Here is a 17,634-nt window from a genome sequence, read left to right as displayed (position 1 = left end):
ACGTTTCAGGGGTACGGGTGCCCATCCTGGAAACCTGGCTGCGGATTGGCGGTTTCAGGCGCTTGGGCCACGGGCCAGCCGTCCTTGAAGTAGGCTTCCTTGTAACGGAGGTAGCGAGGCCAGATTCCCGCCACAAGCTGGCGTTGCTCCGGGCTGAGATCCTTTTTCACGACCGCCGGCCAGCCTGCGACGAGGGTATGGGGCGGCGCCTGGAAGCCCTCCCGCACCAGCGAACCGGCCGCCACCAGGCAGCCTTCGCCGATCACTGCGCCGTCCATGATCGTGGTGCTCATGCCCACCAGCACGCCCTTTTCAAGGGTGCAGCCGTGGAGCATCACATTGTGGGCGACGCTCGCCTCGTCGCCGATGATCGTCGGCCACCGGTGGTTCGTGACATGGATGCAGCACATGTCCTGGATGTTGGCGCGCGCGCCGATCCGCACGTAGTTCACATCCCCCCGCACCACGCAGTTGAACCAGATGGAGCTGTCGTCGCCAATCTCCACGTCGCCCAGCACCAGCGCGTTCTCCGCCACGAAAATGCGCTGCCCGAGTTTCGGTGCCATGCCTTGGAAGGGACGGATCATGAGGTGCCTCTTCCAGAAATCTTCCCAGCATTGATCGGATTCAGACACCCGTCTCCTATCATTGCCCCATGACCTTCGCGCTGCTGATGGCTGATCCTCTTTCCTCCACCCTCGGGCTGCTGGCGCTGCTGTGGCTGGCGGCGAAGGTGGGCGGCGAGGCGGCGAACCGCATGAAGATCCCGGCGGTGGCGGGGGAACTGGCGGTGGGCCTCGGGTTGGCGGGCCTGCACCGGCAATTCGCAGCGTTCCCCGATGTCACCGCGAATGCAGCCGCGGACTTGCTGGCCAACCTGGGCATCGTGGTGCTGATGTTCGCGGTGGGGCTTGAAAGCACGGTGCCGCAGATGTTGAGGAGCGGCGTCGCGTCCTTGAGGGTGGCGCTCATCGGCGTGGCAGCGCCCATGGCCCTGGGCCTCGGCGGCGCCGTGCTGCTGCTCCCGGCGGGAACGCCATTCGCGGTGGCTCTTTTCATCGGCGCCTGCCTCTGCGCCACCAGCATCGGCATCAGCGCCCAGGTGCTCCGCTCGATGGGCGCTGCGAAAACCGCAGAAGGCCGCATCATCGTGGGCGCGGCGGTCATGGACGACATCCTGGGCCTGCTCGTGCTGGTGCTGGTGTCGGGCCTGGTGGCCGCCTCGGATGGCGGCGGCCTTCCATGGGGAGGACTGGCGCGCACGTTGGCCTTGGCCCTGGGATTTCTTGCGGTGGCGCTGACCCTCGGGCGCTTCGCCACGCCCCATCTCTTCCGCCTGGCCAACCGTTTCCGCAGCGAACAGATGCTATTGCCCATCAGCCTCGGCTTCGCGTTCCTGCTGGCCTACCTGGGCAATCTCGCGGGCCTCGCAAGCATCGTGGGCGCCTATGCGGCCGGGCTCATTCTGGAACCCGCGCATGTGAGGGTCCTCGAAGAACGCGAACTCCACAGCCTGGAGGACCTGGTGCATCCGCTCGTTTCGGTGTTGGCCCCGCTTTTCTTCGTGCTCATGGGCGCGAAGGTGGATGTCGGGGCGCTGTTCCAGCCGAAGACGCTGCTCTTCGCATTCGCCCTTGCAGCGCTCGGTGCGCTGGGGAAGTGGGTCGCGGGCTATGGCGCCGGAAAAGGCCTTCGCCATTCCGTCATCGGCTGGGGCATGGTGCCGCGGGGCGAAGTGGGCCTCATCTTCGTGGCCGCGGGGACGCAACTGATGCTCAACGGTTCACCCCTTTTGAGCGCTCCGGTCCAGGCCGCCATCGTAGGCGCCATCCTGCTCACCACGCTGGCCGGCCCCATCGGGTTAGCACGGGCGCTACGAGGAATGAAACCCCGCGAAGCGGTCGGTGGCGGCGACCAGAGCCTTTGAATTGCCCGCTTCCATGGCGCTGTGGCCCGCGTCGGGAACGATGATCAATTCGGATTCGGGCCAGGCGCGATGCAGATCCCAGGCGTTCTGCATTGGGCACACCATGTCGTAGCGGCCCTGGACGATGACGCAAGGGATGTGGCGGATTTTGGGGACATCCGCCAAGAGCTGGTCTTCGCGTTCCAGGAATCCCTTGTTCACGAAGTAGTGGCACTCGATGCGCGCGAAGGCCAGGGTGCTGTCGTCCTGTCCATAGCTCGCCGCGAAGGCCGCATCCGGAAGCAGTTTGCTGGTGGCGCCCTCCCAGAGGCTCCAGGCCTTGGCGGCGGGGAGGTTGATCTCCGGATCCTCGCTGAAGAGCCGCTTGGCGTAGGCCGCCACCAGGTCCCCGCGTTCGGCCTCGGGGATGGCCGCGAGGTAGTCCTCCCAAAGTTCGGGGAATACTTTGGAAACGCCGCCCCCCCGATAGAACCAGTCGATTTCATAGTCCCGGACCATGAAGATGCCGCGGAGCACCATCTCCGACACCGCTCCTGGATATTTTTGCGCATAGGCGAGCGCCAGGGTCGAGCCCCAGGAACCGCCAAAAACCTGCCACCGGGCGATGGCTAAATGCTTGCGCAGGGCCTCGATGTCCTCCACCAGATCCCAGGTGGTATTCTCCCGGATCTCCGCATAGGGTGCGCTCTGCCCGCAGCCGCGCTGGTCCATGAGGATGATGCGGTACCGGCGGGGATCGAAGTAGCAGCGGTTCTTGGGGCTTGTTCCGCCACCGGGCCCGCCATGAAGAAAGATCACGGGCTTGCCGTCCGGGTTCCCGCTTTCCTCGAAATAAAGCTCATGCAGATCCGAGACCTTCAGCCGGCCCGTCCTGTAGGGCTCGATGGGTGGATAGAGCCAAGTGAGAGGGTCTTTGCGAAGGGACATGAAAACTCCTTATACGAATGTGGAAAGGATTCCATTGCTGAGCAGCATGCCCCGTTCCGAAAGCCTCGCCATCGCACCTTCGCGGAGGACCAGGCCGCCCCGTTCGAAGGGCGCCAACTGGGCTTCCCATGCATCGACCAGGGGCAACAGGTTCTTCATTCCCGCGATGGCGCGGAGGGCGCTCCAGTCCACGCCGCGGTGCAGCCGGAGGCCCAGCATGGGAATCTCGGCCAGCGCTTCCGCCTCGTCCAGTGCCTGGATGTCGACACCGGCCCGGCCCTCCGCCCAGGCGGGGATATTGCCTGCTTCGGTCCATCGGATTTCGCCCAGGTGGGACGCCGCGCTGGGACCGATGCCCACGTATGGCCGCCGTTCCCAGTAGCGCGAATTGTGTCTGGATTCAGCCCCCGGCTTCGCGTAGTTGCTGATCTCGTAGGGCTCGAGCCCCAGCCGGGGCAATTCGACCTGCAGGGCCTCGAAAACGGTGGCCACCTCGTCTTCCGAGGGCAACGCCAGGCGCCCCGCGTCCACATCCGCCTTCAGGGGACAGTTCTTGTCCAGGTCCAGAAGATAGATGCTCATGTGTTCCAGGCCGGTGGCTGCCATGCGGCGGGCGTCCTCCAGCACGCGGGAAAGATCCTGGCCAGGAATGCCCACCATCAGATCTCCGCTCCGCCGCTCGAAGCCCGCCTGCCGCGCCAGTTCCAGCGCTTCCAGGGCGCCGCTGCTGTCGTGGATCCGGCCCAGCCGTTTCAACAATCCATCGTCCAGCGTCTGCACGCCCAGGCTGATGCGGTCCCATCCAAGCGCCTTAGCCCCCTGCAGCCAGGCGAGATCCACGGTTCCCGGATTGGCTTCCAGCGTGGCCTCAGCCAGGGGCGAGAGATCAAAGGCTTCCCGGATGGCCTTCGTGAGCGCGGTCAATTCATCCAGGCCCAGCAACGAGGGGGTTCCGCCTCCGAGATAAAGCGTGTCCAGCTTCGGGCGTTCCAGGGCGCTGCCCCAGCTCCGGACCTGCGCCACGAGCCGCGCCACGGTGGCCGGCTGGAGGGATTCATCCCGCGTGGTGGCGAAGGAACAATAGGTGCACCGGTCCCGGCAGAAGGGCACATGCAGGTACAGCCCCAGCGGCTCCGCGTGGGCAGCCTGGCGAAGCCTGGGGAGGTGCGGAGCCAGTGCCCCGATCAGGGATCCACCACCATCTGCCGCAGCGCCTGCCTCATGGCCACCGCGTCCTGGATGTACCTCCAGGGGAAGGCGGTGGCACGGGTGCCGTCGCTCAGGTCCCGGAGCCGGGCATCCAGGGCCTCCTTGTGTTCCGGAGAGAGGGACTTCCCGCCGCCGAGATTAAGTTCCAGCAGCATCAGATTGCCGGTCAGGCGCTGGACCTGGGCCCTGTATACGAAGCGCGCCAGCGTCACCTGCGCGGCGCCGAACCCCAGCACCACGAAAAGGAGCATCACCAGGCCCTTCGCCGCTCCCTTCAAATTGGAAGCCAGGAGCCAGCCGAGCAGCACCAGCAGCAGCAACGAGGCCAAGGGGAGCACAGGCAGCACCCAAAGGCCGTTGCCCCAGAAACTGTCATTGAAGATCCGGTCCGCGGCTTCCTCCAGTTCCATGCGGTCGCCCTTCGCCCGCGCATCGCCGAGGCTCTGGGCGAGCAGCTCCCAGAATCCCCGCTGGGATTCCGAGAGCGGCTGGTTCGGCGGCGCGGCGAGTTGCACCGGACCCGGTCTGGGCAAGGGCTTGGGAAGCTCCGGGGCCTTGGTGTTCTGTTCGGGCGGGATATCCAGCGCCTTGGCCCCCGGCGGGGGCGGCGTGGTGGTGATGTAGAGCTTTCCTTTGGCGTCCTTCCAGCGGTAGATCTGGGACTGGGCCGGCGCAGGTTTCTGGGCGTGGAGGTCCGAACCGGGGAATCCCAGGACTGAAACCAGAAGCATGAAGATGGAGAACCGCCGCCTGATCATCCGTGTCACCGCCCGAAGCGCTCGTCCAGAATCTCACACCAGAAGTGGTACACCATCTGATGGACTTCCTGGATGCGCGCGGTGATGGTGGAGGGCACCACCAAGGCATCGTCGACGAGGCTTTTCAGGGCGCCGCCATCCCGGCCCAGCAGGCCCAGGGTGCGGACTCCCAACTGTTTGGCGGATTCCACGGCCTTGATGACATTGGCGCTGTTGCCCGAGGTGGAGATGCCGATGAGCAAATCCCCGGGCCGGGCGAGCGCCTCCACCTGGCGCGAAAACACGGAATCGAACCCGTAGTCGTTGCCGATGGCCGTGAGCGCCGAGGTGTCCGTGGTGAGGGCGAGGCCGGCCAGGGCCCGCCGTTCCTTCAAATACCGCCCCGAAAGCTCCGCCGCCAGGTGCTGGGCGTCCGCCGCACTGCCGCCGTTGCCGCAGATCAGCAGCTTGCAGCCCCGCCGCAGCCGCTCGGCCATATCGTCGGCCTGGGCCAGGACATGGTCCAGCTCCGCATCGAAAAAGCCCTGCCGCAGGGCCGTGGAATCCTGGACTTGCTGCATGAGACGGGAACGCATGGGCAGGATTGTGGCAGCTTTCAGATGCCGTTTGGACCATCCGATGGCAAACTCTCCCTTGATGCTCGAATTCCTCGCCCTGAAACACCCCATGCTGGTCCACGTTCCCGTGGGCGCCGCGCTGCTGCTCCCCTTGGCGTTGATCGCCGCGCAGCGGCCGGGGCGGGGCATCAAGCCCTGGTGGATCACCTGCCGGTATCTGGCCTGGACCGGACTGCTGGGGCTCCTCTGCGCCATGCTCAGCGGGTGGCTTTGGGCCCGTCACCAGGGCCTCATTCCGCAGGGCAAGCTCCTGGCGCCGCATCTGCTCAAGCCCACGGCCGAGCAATGGCTCCAGGTCACCATCTGGAAGCATCAGATGGCGGCATCCGTCTCGGTGGTGCTGGGCCTGCTCACCCTGATGGCCTCCTACCGCAAACGCCAGGAACACCAGGGGCTCGGATTGCTGGCGCTCTTCTTCGGCCTGCTTTGGTGCGGCGCTTCGCTGACCGCCGGGTACTTTGGCGGGCAGATGACCCATCCGGCCCTCGGCACGGCGCCTGTGCAAGGGGCGGTGGCTGCAGCGGCCGAACCAACGGATCCTGAAATGGACGCGCCGCTGCGCGCGCTCGATTACGGCAGCCTGGAACCCATGCATCCGGAGCCTGTCCGCTCCACCACCCACGGCAATCGCTGGATCCGCGTCTGGGTGACCCCTTCGGGTTCCGACGCCTACCGCGCAGGCAAGCCGCTTCCGCCCGGCGCCTTCGCCGTCATGACCAGCCTGGAAGATCGTTGGGGGCGGCCTAGTTTCGAGAGCGGCCCGCTCTACATGCTGGAGACCCTGGCCGACGGGAAACCGAGCCTGGCCTATTACTGGCCGCGGGTCCCCGAGGCCAAGCGCGGCGAGACCGGTGGCGAGGCCTCGGCCTACTGGCGCGGCAAGAATCCCAATCTGGAAACCTGCATGGGCTGCCATTACAAGGGCCAGGCGCCCCTGGACGAACGCAGCACCTGGCGTACGCCGCGCCGCGTGAAACCCGAAGGCGAAGCCACGAGCACCGCGCCCACGGAATAGTTGGGAGCTATGAGCTATGAGCCATGAGCTATGAGCTATGGGCCATGAGCCATGAGCCACGAGCTTCGTGGGGATGCGGCCGCAGGCCGCGACCTTACTAAAGGAGCGCCGAAGGCGCCTCCAGAGTAGCTGATAGCCCATGGCTCATGGCTGACAGCCCATAGCTCCTGGCCCGGGATCATTCATCGCCCACGAGCACTTCGCGGGGCTTGCCGGCGCCGCGGTCGGGACCGACGATGCCCTCATCTTCCATGCGGTCGATGAGCCGTGCGGCGCGGCCGTAGCCGATGTTGAGCTTCCGCTGGAGCAGGCTCGTGCTGGCCTTGCGCTCTCGCTTCACCACGGCCACGGCGCGCAGGTAGATATCGCTGTCGCCGTTCAAGGTCGCTTCGCCGCCCTCTTCGGCGACCTGCTCCTCGTCCGTTTCCATGGCGCTGATGAGCGCCTGGTTGTAGGCCGGCCGGCCCCGCTCCTTGAGCCAGGTCACCAGGCCCAGGGTTTCCTCCTCGGTGAGGAAGGGCGCATGGATCCGGTGGGGCCGCGCGCTCCCGGGGGCCAGGAACAGCGCGTCCCCCTTGCCGAGGAGCTGTTCGCCGCCGCTGCTGTCCAGGATGGTGCGGGAATCGATCTTCGTGTTCACGCGGTAGCTCAGGCGCGAGGGCAGATTGGCCTTGATGACGCCGGTGACGATGTCCACGCTCGGGCGCTGCGTGGCCAAAATCAGATGGATGCCCACGGCGCGGGCTTTCTGGGCGATGCGGGCGATGCTGTCCTCCACCTCGCTGCGCGCCACCATCATCAGGTCCGCCAGCTCGTCGATGACCACGACGACGAAGGGCAGCGGCTCCAGCACCGCCGGGCGGTCCAGCCAGCGCGGGTTCGGCGTGCGGTCGCCCAGCTCCACGATGCCGCCCGCGCTGTTGATCTTCGCATTGAACTGCTCGAGGTTGCGCACGCTCAGGAGCGCCAGCCGCCGGTAGCGGTCCTCCATCTGCGCCACGACCCATTTCAGCACCCGGCCCGCCTCCTTCATGTCCGTGACCACCGGCGCCCAGAGGTGCGGGATGTCCTCGTAGACGCCCAGCTCCACCATCTTCGGGTCCACCAGGATGAGTTTCACCTCCGCGGGCAGCGCCCGCATCAGGATGGAGCAGATCATGGCGTTGACGCCGACGCTCTTGCCGCTGCCGGTGCTGCCGCCGATGAGCAGGTGCGGCATGCGCGTGAGATCGGCGACGATCGGAGCGCCCGCGATGTCCTTGCCCATGGCGAGCAGCAGGAGCGACGTGCCATCCTTGCTGCGGGGGTCGCGGAAGGCGGGCGAATCCAGCACCTCGCGGAAGGTGATGGTCTCCCGGTGCGTGTTGGGGACCTCGATGCCCACGAGGTTCTTGCCCGGGATGCGGTCGATGCGCACGGCTTCGGCCTTCAGCGCCAGCGCCAGGTCGTCCTCCATGCCCAGCACTTTCGCCAGGGGCACGCCAGGATCCGGCTGGAATTCGTAGACCGTGACCACCGGACCCGGCTGCATCCCCACCATCAGCCCCTTCACCTTGAATTCGGCGAGCTTCTGGCCGATGAGATCGCGCGTGGCTTCCAGGTCCTTCGGGTCCAGCCGGTGATGCAGGGCGGGGGGGTCGAAGAGCCGGCGGGGCGGAAGCTCCACGCGGTCCGCGATGGAATTAAGAGCCGGTTTCACTTTCCCGGAGGCCGTCATGGAGTGGATGGTCGGCAGCGCGCCGTTGGGCCCATTCAGGGGTTTGGCTGGCGTGGGCTCCATCAGCGGCAGGGGCTGCTGCTCGGAGACCCGGCCGTATTTGTCGGTCATGGTCCGGGCCTGCACCAGCGGTTTCCGCGGGGTGGGGGGAGGCGGCAGGTTCCGAAGCAGCGCGGGTTTGACCGGGTGCGGCAGGCGCTCGACCGGCTCATTCGATTGGGTCATCAGAATGTCCGAAGGCGACAAATCCATCCCTTCCAGGTTCACGGAATGGATGACGGGGTAGGAGAGCTCCTGCGGGATCTCGGGATGCATCCGGCGGAATTCCGCGGATTCCCATTCGGCCCTCGAAAGCGCCGCGGATTGCTCTTCCAGCAGCCGCTGCTGCTCGGCGATGAAGGCCAGCTGCCGGGCATCCTGCACATCGAAATCCGGCAGATTCTCCACTCCTTCGTTTTTCAGGAAGGGCCGTTTCACCATCCCGATGAATCCGCGCACGCCCGTGTGGACCCCCTTGGCGCCGCGCATGGGCAGCGGCTTCAGCAGAGGCCAGGCCTTTTCGCCCATCCACCTGGCCAGCAGCGAGGCGCCGGCGCGGGTGAGGGCGGGCGCAAGGACGAGCGCCGAAAGCAGGAACAGCACCGTCAACACGATGGGCAGGCCCCAACCTAGGAGCCGGTACAAAGGCGGGAACAGGACCGACCCGAGCCAGCCGCCCCATCGCAGGTCCATGGGGCTCATGCCATCGCCGAGGGAAAACTTCCGGACACCCAGCGCGCCGAGGGCGGTCCACAGCACGAAGGCCAGGGACAACCAGGCGAGGCGTGGCGCGAGGCGGGCCAGCCACCGGGCATCTTCGCCATCGGCCGGCGGCACCCAGCACTCCCATAGGATGTAGACGGGCACCAGCCAGGAGCCTGAGCCCACCAAGGTCATCATGATGCCCGCCAGGATGGCGCCGAAGGTGCCGCAGAGGTTGTGCACGGGCTGCCCCAGATTGCCCGAGGAGAATGGCATCGGGTCCGTGGGGTGGTAGCTCAGGAGCGACAACAGCAGGATCAGCGCGAACACTGATGCCACCGCTTTCGCCAGGATCGGACCCAACCCCTTCAAATCATCTCCATGGATACGCAATTTAGTGTATCTGAGCCGAAGGCTGTGGGCTGTGGGCGGTAGGCCGTAGGTGATTTGGAAACGGCCCGAAGGGCCGCGTTTTCCCTACAGCCCAGAGCCTACGGCCGACAGCCTATCTCCGCATCGCCGCACGGCCGCCGGAACCTCCGCTCCGAGGGCTTTTTTGTTCGAGCACCGCCAACCGCGAGTCGGGGTTCCAGGCGGGTTTGCGCAGGTCTTCCAGGTAGTCGCCCACCTTCACGAACTGCCAGCCTTCCGCCCTAGCTCGGTCCATGAAGGCCCCGAGCTTCTTCGAGGGCCGGTCCGTTTCCGCCCGTCCGCTGCCCAGGTGCATGAGCACGATCAGGCCATCGGAATCGCGCTTGGAAAGCCTGGCGTGGAGCCGTGCCAGCACTGCATCTCCGCTGCGGTAGATGCTCTTTTCGGTGGAGGTGGCCCAATCCAGCGTGTCGGCGCCTTCGCTCCAGCCCACGTGGCGGAATCCGATTTCCTCGGCCCATTCGCGCAGTTCCCGGGTCTGTTCGCCGTAGGGCGCGCGCCAATACGGATCCATGGGACGTCCGAGCACCTGGTAGAGCGCGCGGTCGGCGGAAAGCAGTTCGTCCAGGAATTTCTCCTTGGTCCACTTCGCGTCGCGCCTCATGCCCGGCGCGAAATGGGGGTGGTTCATGGTGTGGTTGCCCAGGTCATGGCCTTCCTGCTCCATGCGCCGGACCAGGTCCGGGAATTTCTGGATGAAGACCCCCGTGAGGAAAATCGTGGTGCGCACGTTCCGCGCTTTCAGCGTGTCCAGGATCTCCTCGGCGCTTTCATCCGAGGAACCACCATCGAAACTCAACACCATGCGCCGCTGACCGGATTGGATCGCCCGGGGTCCACGGACGAGGTTGAAGCCTTCTCCCGCCCCGGCCCAGAGCGGCGCGCCCGGAAGGGCCGCGGCGGGCGCGGACCGTGGCGCGGGCCATGGAGAGGGAATGGGAAGCGGTTGGGGTTGGGGCCAGGCGCGGACATCGACGGCGATGGGCTGTCCTGGCCTGGACGGTTCGGGCAGGCTGCGGCGCCTCGTAGGGGGCGACAACTCGGCTTTCAATACGGGCACCACCACCGCCGCTTCGGCGGGCGCAGCCGTTGCCGACATCGCCAATTGGTGACGCAGCGTGTCCAATGCGTCCTCGGGCGGCCTTGAAGGCTCCGGGGGCCGCGGCCGGGAAGGGCGCGGCTCCATGGCCGGGGCCACGCGCGGCGCGGCCCCGAAACGCCAGCGGGCCAACACCTGCCCTTCGGCCGTCCGCAGGTGCGCGACTTCCCCCGTCGGAGGCCGGAACATCTCCCAGCGCACGGGACCGAAGGACGCATGGTGCGTTTCGCGGATGGAGCGACCCTCCAGCACCAGGTCCATGGGGCCATCCACTTCCCCCTGCACCACCAGGACGCCGTTGAGGACTTGGCAGGTCCACGGTTTCAAGGCGGCGGCTGGTTTCGGCGGCGCGGCGGGCGGAGGTTCCTTCTTGCCGCAGGCCAGGAGACCCATCAGCAGGAAAATCACCCTTCCGCCGGTCCTCACGCGGCCCCCCGGCAGCCTGCCCAGTAGTTCGCCTTTTCGCGGATGCGGACGCTTTCGACCGCCAGGCCATTCTCCTGGAGATGCCGATAGGCCCACCGCGCGAGCGATTCCGCCGTGGGATTGAGGCCTTGGAGCCGGGGCTGCTCATTCAAGAGCGTGTAATCCACTTCAGCGACCCAAATGTCCAACGCAGCCTCAAACGCTGCTTCGGCTTGGCGGCCGGCCCCCTCGTCCATGAGGACCGTGGCTTCGATGTCCCAATTGTGGCCATGGCGCGCCTCCACGAATCCCGGCAGATCGTGGAAGTGATCCGCCACGAAAGGGCGGCGCAACGTGAATAGGTAGGAGTCCACATTCCAAGTCTAGGTCGTGGTGCAATTCCTGCCCATCAATGCTTGCAAGTCCAGGCGCAGCCAGGGCCTTGGCTGGAGGAAAACGGCCCCCCGTTGCCAGGGACGATCCTGCGCCGCGTTCACCCCAGTTCTTCGCGCAGCGCCGCGAGAAAGCCCAGGAGGATCTGCTGGCGGCTGGCGGCCAGGGCTTTCGCGGAGGGCGTGTTCATGCCTGCCGCAAGTTTCAGGAGCTTCCGCTCGAAATGGTCCAGGCTGAAGGCCTTGTCATCCAGGTCCCGCCTTTCGGCCCAGGGATCCCCGGGATGCCAGAGGGACGCGCCGAAGCTCGCGCCGGTGGCGAAGACCCGCGCCAGGCCGATGGCGCCGATGGCTTCGAGGCGGTCCGCGTCCTGCACGATGCGGGCCTCCAGATCCGCCGCCACGCCCCCGCCCGAAAAACTATGGGTCAGGATGCACTCCGCGATGCGGCCGGATTTATCCCCGATCAAAACCAGGCCTGAACACAGCCCTGGAGCCAATTCGGCGCTCATTTCGGCGGTGCGCCTGGACTCCTCGTGGTTCTTGGGCACCCACACCAGGTCGTGGAGCAGCGCGGCCGCCACGGCCACGTCCCCGTCGGCCCTTTCGGCCTCGCAAATACGGTGGGCCATGCGCGCCACGCGAAGACTGTGGGAAAGATCGTGGGCTGCGTCGCGGGGGGATGCCTCCGCGTCCAGATGTGCCCGGAAGCGGGCCAGCAGCGGATTGAACCAAGGATAGGCAGACTGGAGGCTGGAAAGATCCATTTCGCAAGCATAGCGGTGAGACGATCGCCCCGCTTCGGGCATCCTAGAATCCAGGAGCGCAGATGAAACTAAAATCCTGGCCCTTCGTCCTGGCTTGCGCCCTGTGCTCCGTCGGAGCCTTTGCCCAGGGCCTGAAGAATTTCGATCCCGTGAAGGACATCGGGGTGGGGCTCCGGAGCGGCAAGGTTGTGGTCACGGTGCCCGAAGGCGCGCATCTCAAAGCGGCCTTCATGGGAATCAAGCTGGCGCCGGGCGCACCGGGAAGCCTCGACGTGGGCCCGATGCCTCCCACCGTGGACAAGGACGAGCTCGGCGACGGCGTGTGGCACGGCAGCGTGGCCATCCCCGTTAAAGGTTCAGGCCTCGGCGGCACCGTGGAGCTGCTGGTCCGGTACCAGCCTTGCACCGAAGGCGAGGGCGGCGTCTGCTTCCCGCCCACGACCCAGACATTGAAGGTGAAGGCATCGGATATCCCGGCGTTGAAGGCTGTTTCGGAGCCCATCGCAAAACCCGGTCCAACCCCGGCCAATGCGGAAACGAGCCCGGCGGTTCCGGCGCCACCACCTGCGGCCCCCAAGCCCGATTCTGGAGGGAACCCGGGGCTTTTCTGGACCCTGATCGCCGTGTTTTTGGCGGGCATGGCCGCGAGTCTGACGCCCTGTGTTTTTCCGATGATTCCCATCACCATGGTCATCATCGGCGCGAAAGGCGGGGGCAAACTCAAAGGCCTCATGCTCAGTCTGATGCTGGTGCTCGGGATGGCTGTCACCTACACCACGCTTGGTGTCATCGCTGCGAGCACAGGCGCGGCCTTTGGCGCAGCCGCCCAAAAGCCCGCCTTCCTCGTGCCTGTGGCAGTTCTCTTCGTAGTGCTGGCCATATCGCTTTTCGGGGCTTTTGAAATTCGTCTTCCAGCAACATTGCAAGCCCGCCTTCAGGGTGATGGACAGCGCAAAGGCCTTGCGGGCGCCTTTGTCATGGGACTGGTACTGGGGCCGATCTCCGCGCCCTGTGTCGGACCAGTGATCGGTGCCGTTTTGCTTAAAATCGCCGAAAAGGGGGATGTGGTTTCAGGCGCAATCCAGCTTTTTGTCTTCGCGCTTGGCATGGGCGTGCTCTTCGTGGTGGTGGGCACCTTCAGCGCGGCGCTGCCCAAGAGCGGCGACTGGCTCACGCGTTTGAAACAGATCATGGGCCTCGTGGTGCTAGCCTTCGCCGTGTGGAGCCTGCGCTACATCGTTCCGGAGTGGGCGAACCTGGCCATGTGGAGCCTCGTGGCCCTGGTCGGCGCGGCGGTGCTGGGCGCCTTTGAAACCGTCGCCGGGCTGGTCCAGAACGTGTTCAAGGCCCTCGGATTCCTTTCCCTGGCGCTCGGCGTGCTGCTGGGGATCCGCGCCATGGAGGCCTTCACGCAGGTCCAGTTGCTTCCCAGCCTTGGCGCGGCGAAATCAGAATCCAACGCGCCGGCCTGGATCCAGCAGGATCTGGAAGCGGCGCTGGCCAGGGCCAAGGCCGAGCACAAGATCGTGCTGGTGGATATCTATGCGGAGTGGTGCGCGCAGTGCCACGAACTGGATGAGAAGACCTGGCCAGACCCCGCCGTGCGGAAATGGATCGCCGAGAATGCCATCCCCGTCCGCATCGACACCGACAAGGCGCGCCCGGACCTGGCGGTGGCCCTCAAGATCGGCAGCTACCCGACGGTCCTCCTGCTGGATGAAAACGGCCAGGAGAAGAAGCGCAGCCTGGGATTCCAGAAAGCCGCGGCGATGCTGGACTGGCTACAACGCTGAGGCGGTGGTCCGTGGGATGCGGTCCGAAGGCGAACGAAGGTCTCGCCTGCCCCCCGCTCTCGGTTCACGGCTTCGTGGGTAGTTCGCTGAGCACCCGGTTCGCCCGTTCCCTCACGATTCCGTCGCCGTAACCGCTCCACCACCAAGCCAGCTTGCCATCTGCGTCGACGATGAAGGTGGTGGGAAAGGCCTCCACGGGGCCAAGCACATTTGGACCATGTTTTCCGACACCAGCGCGGAAGGCGCGGAATCCGGGCAGGGCGCGGTTGTTCTTCATCAGGAACGCCTGCATCACGGGCCAGCCATCCTCATCCATGTTGACGGGGATGATCGCGATGGGAAACTTGGCCTCTTGCTGCTGGAGGTTCGCCAACTCCGGCAGGGAACGGCGGCAGGGCGGGCACCAAGTGGTCCAAAAATCCACAACCACCACCTTGCCGCGATACTCCGAAAGCAGCCGGTTCTTGGATCCATTGCTAAATCCGAACTCGGATACATCGCGCCGTTCCGCCTTGGGAATCAAGCCCGAATCCCGGGCATCGCCAGCCCCCAAGGCCAAGGATGCGAGAGCAGGAATCAACAGGGATCTCAGGTTCATGGCATGTCTCCAACTCAATGGTCCAAACTCCGTTCAGGGCTTGCCCAGGTGCTTCTCCAATGTCTTGTCCAGATTGGCGCCGCGCAGATCGCTTTCGGTGGCGAGGATCCTGCCGTCGGGGCCCACCAGGATGGGCTTGGGAATGCCGCGCACACCGTAGGCTTCGGCCAGGGGGCTGCGGAATCCCTCTTCCACGAAAGCATGGTTCCAGGGCATGGCGTGGCTCAGATCCGCGCGATAGGGCGCGATGTCCTCGGGCTTCTGATCGAAGCTCAGGCTCAGCACACGCAGGCCCTTGTCTTTGTATTTCGCAAAGGCGGCATGAAGCTGCGGCATCTCGCCGCGGCAGGGTCCGCACCAGGTGGCCCAGAAATCCAGGAGCAGGTATTTGCCCGCGAACGATCCATTCGTGAAGATCGTCTTCGGGTCTTCAAGGCTCTTGATGCTGAAGGCCGGCGCAGTGATGCCGATGGCGGTTTTCGCCGCGAAGTCCACGGTCCGGTGGGCCTCCCTGGCATAGGGTTCCTTGGCGTAAGCTTTGTCGAGCTTTTCGAGCGCCGATTTCCATTGGGCTTCGTCCTTCCGGAAGAACCCCTCCTCGAACTGGGCATAGATCAAGGGGCCACGCACGCCCGGGTCCGCATGATGCTCCCGGGCCTGGGCCAGGTAGGCGTCCGCGGCCTTCTCATCCGTCATGGCTCCCACCGCCGAAAGCAGCAGCCGGGGTTCCAGGGACCAGGCGGGGGAAGTCGGCGGCAGCTCCGCCACCACCGCCTGCCTCAGCTCCGGCGTGACTTTGACGCCGGCCCGGGGGGCCATGTAGAGCTTCGCCACCAGGAGCGCATGCCGCACCTCGGGGCGTTTTTCAGCCTGGAGGCGGGTCTCGAAGGAGTCCATCATCGGCCCGAGGTGCGGGTCGAAGCTCGCCCGGGGTTTCCCGAAGGAAATATGGAGCGTGAAGGCCTCCTGCACCGCCTTCATCCGGGTCCTGACCTCGTTCAGGACCGCCTCGGCAGCCTGGGCGGATCCCGCCGGAGAGGCCGGTGCCGCAGGCGGGGCCGTCTGGGCAGGAGGTTGGACGAAACACACCATGGGAACCTCACGACGAGCGAACCACCAGGATCACAGCAGAGCCCGCAGGCACTCAAGCCCAAGTTCCGTGCGGCTCAGGTACCAGGTCATGGCCTGGCCATCCACCAGGTGGACCTTCGCGCCGGGGAAGCGTTTCCGCAGCTCCGCCGCGTGCCGTTGGGTGAACCGGTAGGGCTCCGAAGGAAGCAGGACCACCTCCGCTTCCAGCGCATCCAGATCCTGGTCCGCCAGACGTGGATAGCGTTCCGGTCCGATGGGAGTGAATCCAGCGCAGCGCACCAGATCCCCGAGGTAGGTGTCCGGTCCGGCGGAAATCCAGGGCTCCTTCCAGATGAGCGTGAGCGCCCGCGGACCCCCTGCCTGGCGTCGTCCGAGCAGCGCCTTCAAATCCGCGGCACGGGCCTTCGCCTGCGCCGCCGCGCCGAGCCGCCGGCCCAGCAGGAGCCAAGCGGCCATGCAATCCTCCAGGGTGCGGATTTCGAGGGCCAGCCATGGAAGGCCGAGGCCCGTGAGCGCGTCCGCCGCGGATTCCAGGTTCTCGTCCTTTTCCAGGATCACCAGGTCCGGCTTTAGCTCCGCGATGCGCTTGAAATCCGGATCCTTGGTGCCGCCCACGTCCGGCACCGTGGCGCGGATCCATTTCGGCGCGATGCAGTAGCGGGTGCGGCCCACCAGCCGCGACGCCAATCCCCACTGCACCAGCAGCTCCGTGACGCTCGGCACGAGCGAGATGATGCGCTTCGGCGAAGCGTCGAGGGTCGAGGGTCGAGGGTCGAGGGCGGGCGCCGACTGCTTCGCCTCCTTCCCCATGACCCGGACCGTTAAGGTTGAGCCCGAATGCGGATCCACCGCCTTCCCCTGCCCCACGTCGCAGAGCCGCAGCGCGGGGCAGTTCCCGCAGTCGGGTTTGCGGGCCTCGCAGCAGCGGCGGCCATGGAAGATGAGCTGGTGGTGCAGCTCGATCCAGTCCTCGCGCGGAAAGAGGCGGCAGAGATCCACCTCGACCTTTTCAGGCGTCCTTGCGGCGGAAAGCCCCAGGCGGCGGGCCACCCGGAAGATATGCGTATCCACCGCCAGGGCCGGGACGCCGAAGGCGTTGGCAAGCACCACATTGGCAGTTTTCTGGCCGACGCCGGGCAGGGCCGCGAGTTCCGCGGCATCTTTCGGCACCTTCCCGGAATGCCGCGCCAGAAGCGCGTTGGCGAGGCCGAGCAGGTTCTTCGCCTTGTTGTGGTAGAAGCCCGTGCTGCGGATCAGGGACTCCAACTCCGCGGGTTTTGCCTTCGCAAGGCTTTCTGGGTCGGGATAGCGCGCGAAGAGTCCGGGGGTGGTGACATTCACCCTCGAATCCGTGCACTGGGCGCTGAGCACCGTCGCCACCACGAGCTGGAAGGGATCGCGGTGGTCCAGCGCGCACTTGGCGTCGGGATAGGCCCGCGCCAGGTCGTCCTGCAGCGTCTTCAGCTTCGGCTTGGTCCATCGCATGGATCCAGTCTAGCGATGGCTGGTCTCTGATTCCGCTCCCCGGCCCCGGGGACCGCCGATCACGGTGCTGGCGCCAAGGTGTACTCGAAGCCATAGAAGTGCTGGCCGTCCCGGATATCGATGGTCAGCTTTCCCGCAAGGCCCTTCAGTTCGCCGGTGCCCGAATCGGGCACCACCGTCACCGTCAATTGGCCCGCGCCGCGCGTCATGGTCCCGCTGTGCTGCAGGATGAAGGTGCCGCTGCGGCCGTGCAATTTCCCGCTCACTTTCTCGAGGGCCACATACCCCGCGGAGCCCTTCACCTCCGTGCCGGCCATCAGCATCTGCCCCAGGCTGGACGCTTCGAGGTCGCCATGGAACCGCTTGTCGATGGACATGCGTCCCAGGCCTGGATCCGAAGCGGCCTCGCCCGGCAGGGGCGCGAGCTTCACGTCGAAAGTGCCGCTGGCTTGGATGGTCACGGAGGACTCCTTTTTAGGCGCGGGTTTGGGCTGCGCCGCCGCCTGGGCGGGCAGCGAGGTGCAGGCGATGGCGAAGGCGAGGTAATGAAGCGTGGTTCGCATGGATTCTCCCCGGCTATCCCGGATGGGGGCCCGTCACGGAATTATCATCGGATTTCCGCTGGGGCCGAACAGCTCTTGATGCGACCCGCTCGGGCCG

16 protein-coding genes are annotated in these 17,634 nt (G+C 65.9%); 3 read left to right on the top strand and 13 right to left on the bottom strand.

Translation table 11 applies throughout. The features are described 5' to 3' along the window. Positions 1-5: 5 nt before the first annotated feature. A complete protein-coding gene (locus tag IPQ13_10150) occupies positions 6-587 on the bottom strand; it encodes a gamma carbonic anhydrase family protein (GenBank protein ID MBL0211254.1) in 582 nt (193 codons plus the stop codon). Between the two features lie 68 nt (positions 588-655). Here IPQ13_10150 and IPQ13_10145 point away from each other — a divergent pair, with 68 nt between their 5' ends. Further along, positions 656-1,927 carry a cation:proton antiporter gene (locus tag IPQ13_10145; GenBank protein ID MBL0211253.1) on the top strand — a complete coding sequence of 424 codons (1,272 nt, stop codon included), beginning with the start codon at positions 656-658 and terminating at the stop codon, positions 1,925-1,927. Here IPQ13_10145 and pip read toward each other — a convergent pair. The 4 genes from pip to gmhA all read right to left on the bottom strand — a co-directional run bounded on the left by pip (position 1,874) and on the right by gmhA (position 5,396). Then, positions 1,874-2,854, bottom strand: coding sequence for a prolyl aminopeptidase (pip, locus tag IPQ13_10140; protein ID MBL0211252.1), 981 nt, complete (start codon positions 2,852-2,854; stop codon positions 1,874-1,876). The genes IPQ13_10145 and pip overlap by 54 nt on opposite strands. Positions 2,855-2,863: 9 nt before the next feature. Further along, the gene (gene hemW / locus IPQ13_10135) at positions 2,864-3,964 is read right to left on the bottom strand and encodes a radical SAM family heme chaperone HemW (GenBank protein MBL0211251.1); all 1,101 of its coding nucleotides are present in this window, start codon (positions 3,962-3,964) and stop codon (positions 2,864-2,866) included. Between the two features lie 74 nt (positions 3,965-4,038). Continuing rightward, on the bottom strand, positions 4,039-4,821 hold the full coding sequence (locus IPQ13_10130; GenBank protein ID MBL0211250.1) for a DUF4124 domain-containing protein: 783 nt from the start codon (positions 4,819-4,821) through the stop codon (positions 4,039-4,041). 5 nt (positions 4,822-4,826) lie between these two features. Then, entirely contained in the window at positions 4,827-5,396 is a 570-nt protein-coding gene (gmhA, locus tag IPQ13_10125; GenBank protein MBL0211249.1) for a D-sedoheptulose 7-phosphate isomerase, read from the bottom strand. A gap of 43 nt (positions 5,397-5,439) precedes the next feature. Between gmhA and IPQ13_10120 the strand changes: the two genes are divergently transcribed. After that, a complete protein-coding gene (locus tag IPQ13_10120) occupies positions 5,440-6,453 on the top strand; it encodes a hypothetical protein (GenBank protein MBL0211248.1) in 1,014 nt (337 codons plus the stop codon). Positions 6,454-6,631: 178 nt separating this feature from the next. Here IPQ13_10120 and IPQ13_10115 read toward each other — a convergent pair whose 3' ends face one another. The 4 genes from IPQ13_10115 to IPQ13_10100 form a co-directional block, all read right to left on the bottom strand. Beyond that, a complete protein-coding gene (locus tag IPQ13_10115; GenBank protein ID MBL0211247.1) occupies positions 6,632-9,250 on the bottom strand; it encodes a DNA translocase FtsK 4TM domain-containing protein in 2,619 nt (872 codons plus the stop codon). Between the two features lie 166 nt (positions 9,251-9,416). Continuing rightward, positions 9,417-10,850: a polysaccharide deacetylase family protein gene (locus IPQ13_10110; GenBank protein ID MBL0211246.1), complete on the bottom strand. Its 1,434-nt coding sequence runs from the start codon at positions 10,848-10,850 to the stop codon at positions 9,417-9,419. Positions 10,851-10,864: 14 nt separating this feature from the next. Beyond that, positions 10,865-11,221: a 6-carboxytetrahydropterin synthase gene (locus tag IPQ13_10105; protein MBL0211245.1), complete on the bottom strand. Its 357-nt coding sequence runs from the start codon at positions 11,219-11,221 to the stop codon at positions 10,865-10,867. Positions 11,222-11,340: 119 nt separating this feature from the next. After that, positions 11,341-12,006 carry an HD domain-containing protein gene (locus tag IPQ13_10100; GenBank protein MBL0211244.1) on the bottom strand — a complete coding sequence of 222 codons (666 nt, stop codon included), beginning with the start codon at positions 12,004-12,006 and terminating at the stop codon, positions 11,341-11,343. Between the two features lie 62 nt (positions 12,007-12,068). Between IPQ13_10100 and dsbD the strand changes: the two genes are divergently transcribed. Continuing rightward, on the top strand, positions 12,069-13,799 hold the full coding sequence (gene dsbD / locus IPQ13_10095; GenBank protein ID MBL0211243.1) for a protein-disulfide reductase DsbD: 1,731 nt from the start codon (positions 12,069-12,071) through the stop codon (positions 13,797-13,799). Positions 13,800-13,863: 64 nt separating this feature from the next. On the opposite strand, the gene IPQ13_10090 is transcribed toward dsbD, so the two are convergent. From IPQ13_10090 to IPQ13_10075, 4 genes are read right to left on the bottom strand one after another with little or no spacing between them, the layout of a single operon-like run. Continuing rightward, complete coding sequence (locus IPQ13_10090) at positions 13,864-14,397, bottom strand: TlpA family protein disulfide reductase (GenBank protein ID MBL0211242.1); 534 nt, start codon at positions 14,395-14,397, stop codon at positions 13,864-13,866. Between the two features lie 33 nt (positions 14,398-14,430). Continuing rightward, positions 14,431-15,489, bottom strand: coding sequence for a TlpA family protein disulfide reductase (locus IPQ13_10085; protein ID MBL0211241.1), 1,059 nt, complete (start codon positions 15,487-15,489; stop codon positions 14,431-14,433). 30 nt (positions 15,490-15,519) lie between these two features. Further along, positions 15,520-16,974: an endonuclease III gene (gene nth / locus IPQ13_10080; GenBank protein ID MBL0211240.1), complete on the bottom strand. Its 1,455-nt coding sequence runs from the start codon at positions 16,972-16,974 to the stop codon at positions 15,520-15,522. A 59-nt stretch (positions 16,975-17,033) separates the two neighbouring features. Continuing rightward, a complete protein-coding gene (locus tag IPQ13_10075; protein MBL0211239.1) occupies positions 17,034-17,435 on the bottom strand; it encodes a DUF3224 domain-containing protein in 402 nt (133 codons plus the stop codon). Positions 17,436-17,634: the final 199 nt, after the last annotated feature.

This window comes from Holophagaceae bacterium (assembly GCA_016720465.1).
In the GTDB taxonomy this organism is placed as follows: domain Bacteria; phylum Acidobacteriota; class Holophagae; order Holophagales; family Holophagaceae; genus JANXPB01.
The sequence above is the reverse complement of the archived record's forward strand: the minus strand, read 5'-3'. Positions and strand labels throughout refer to the sequence as shown.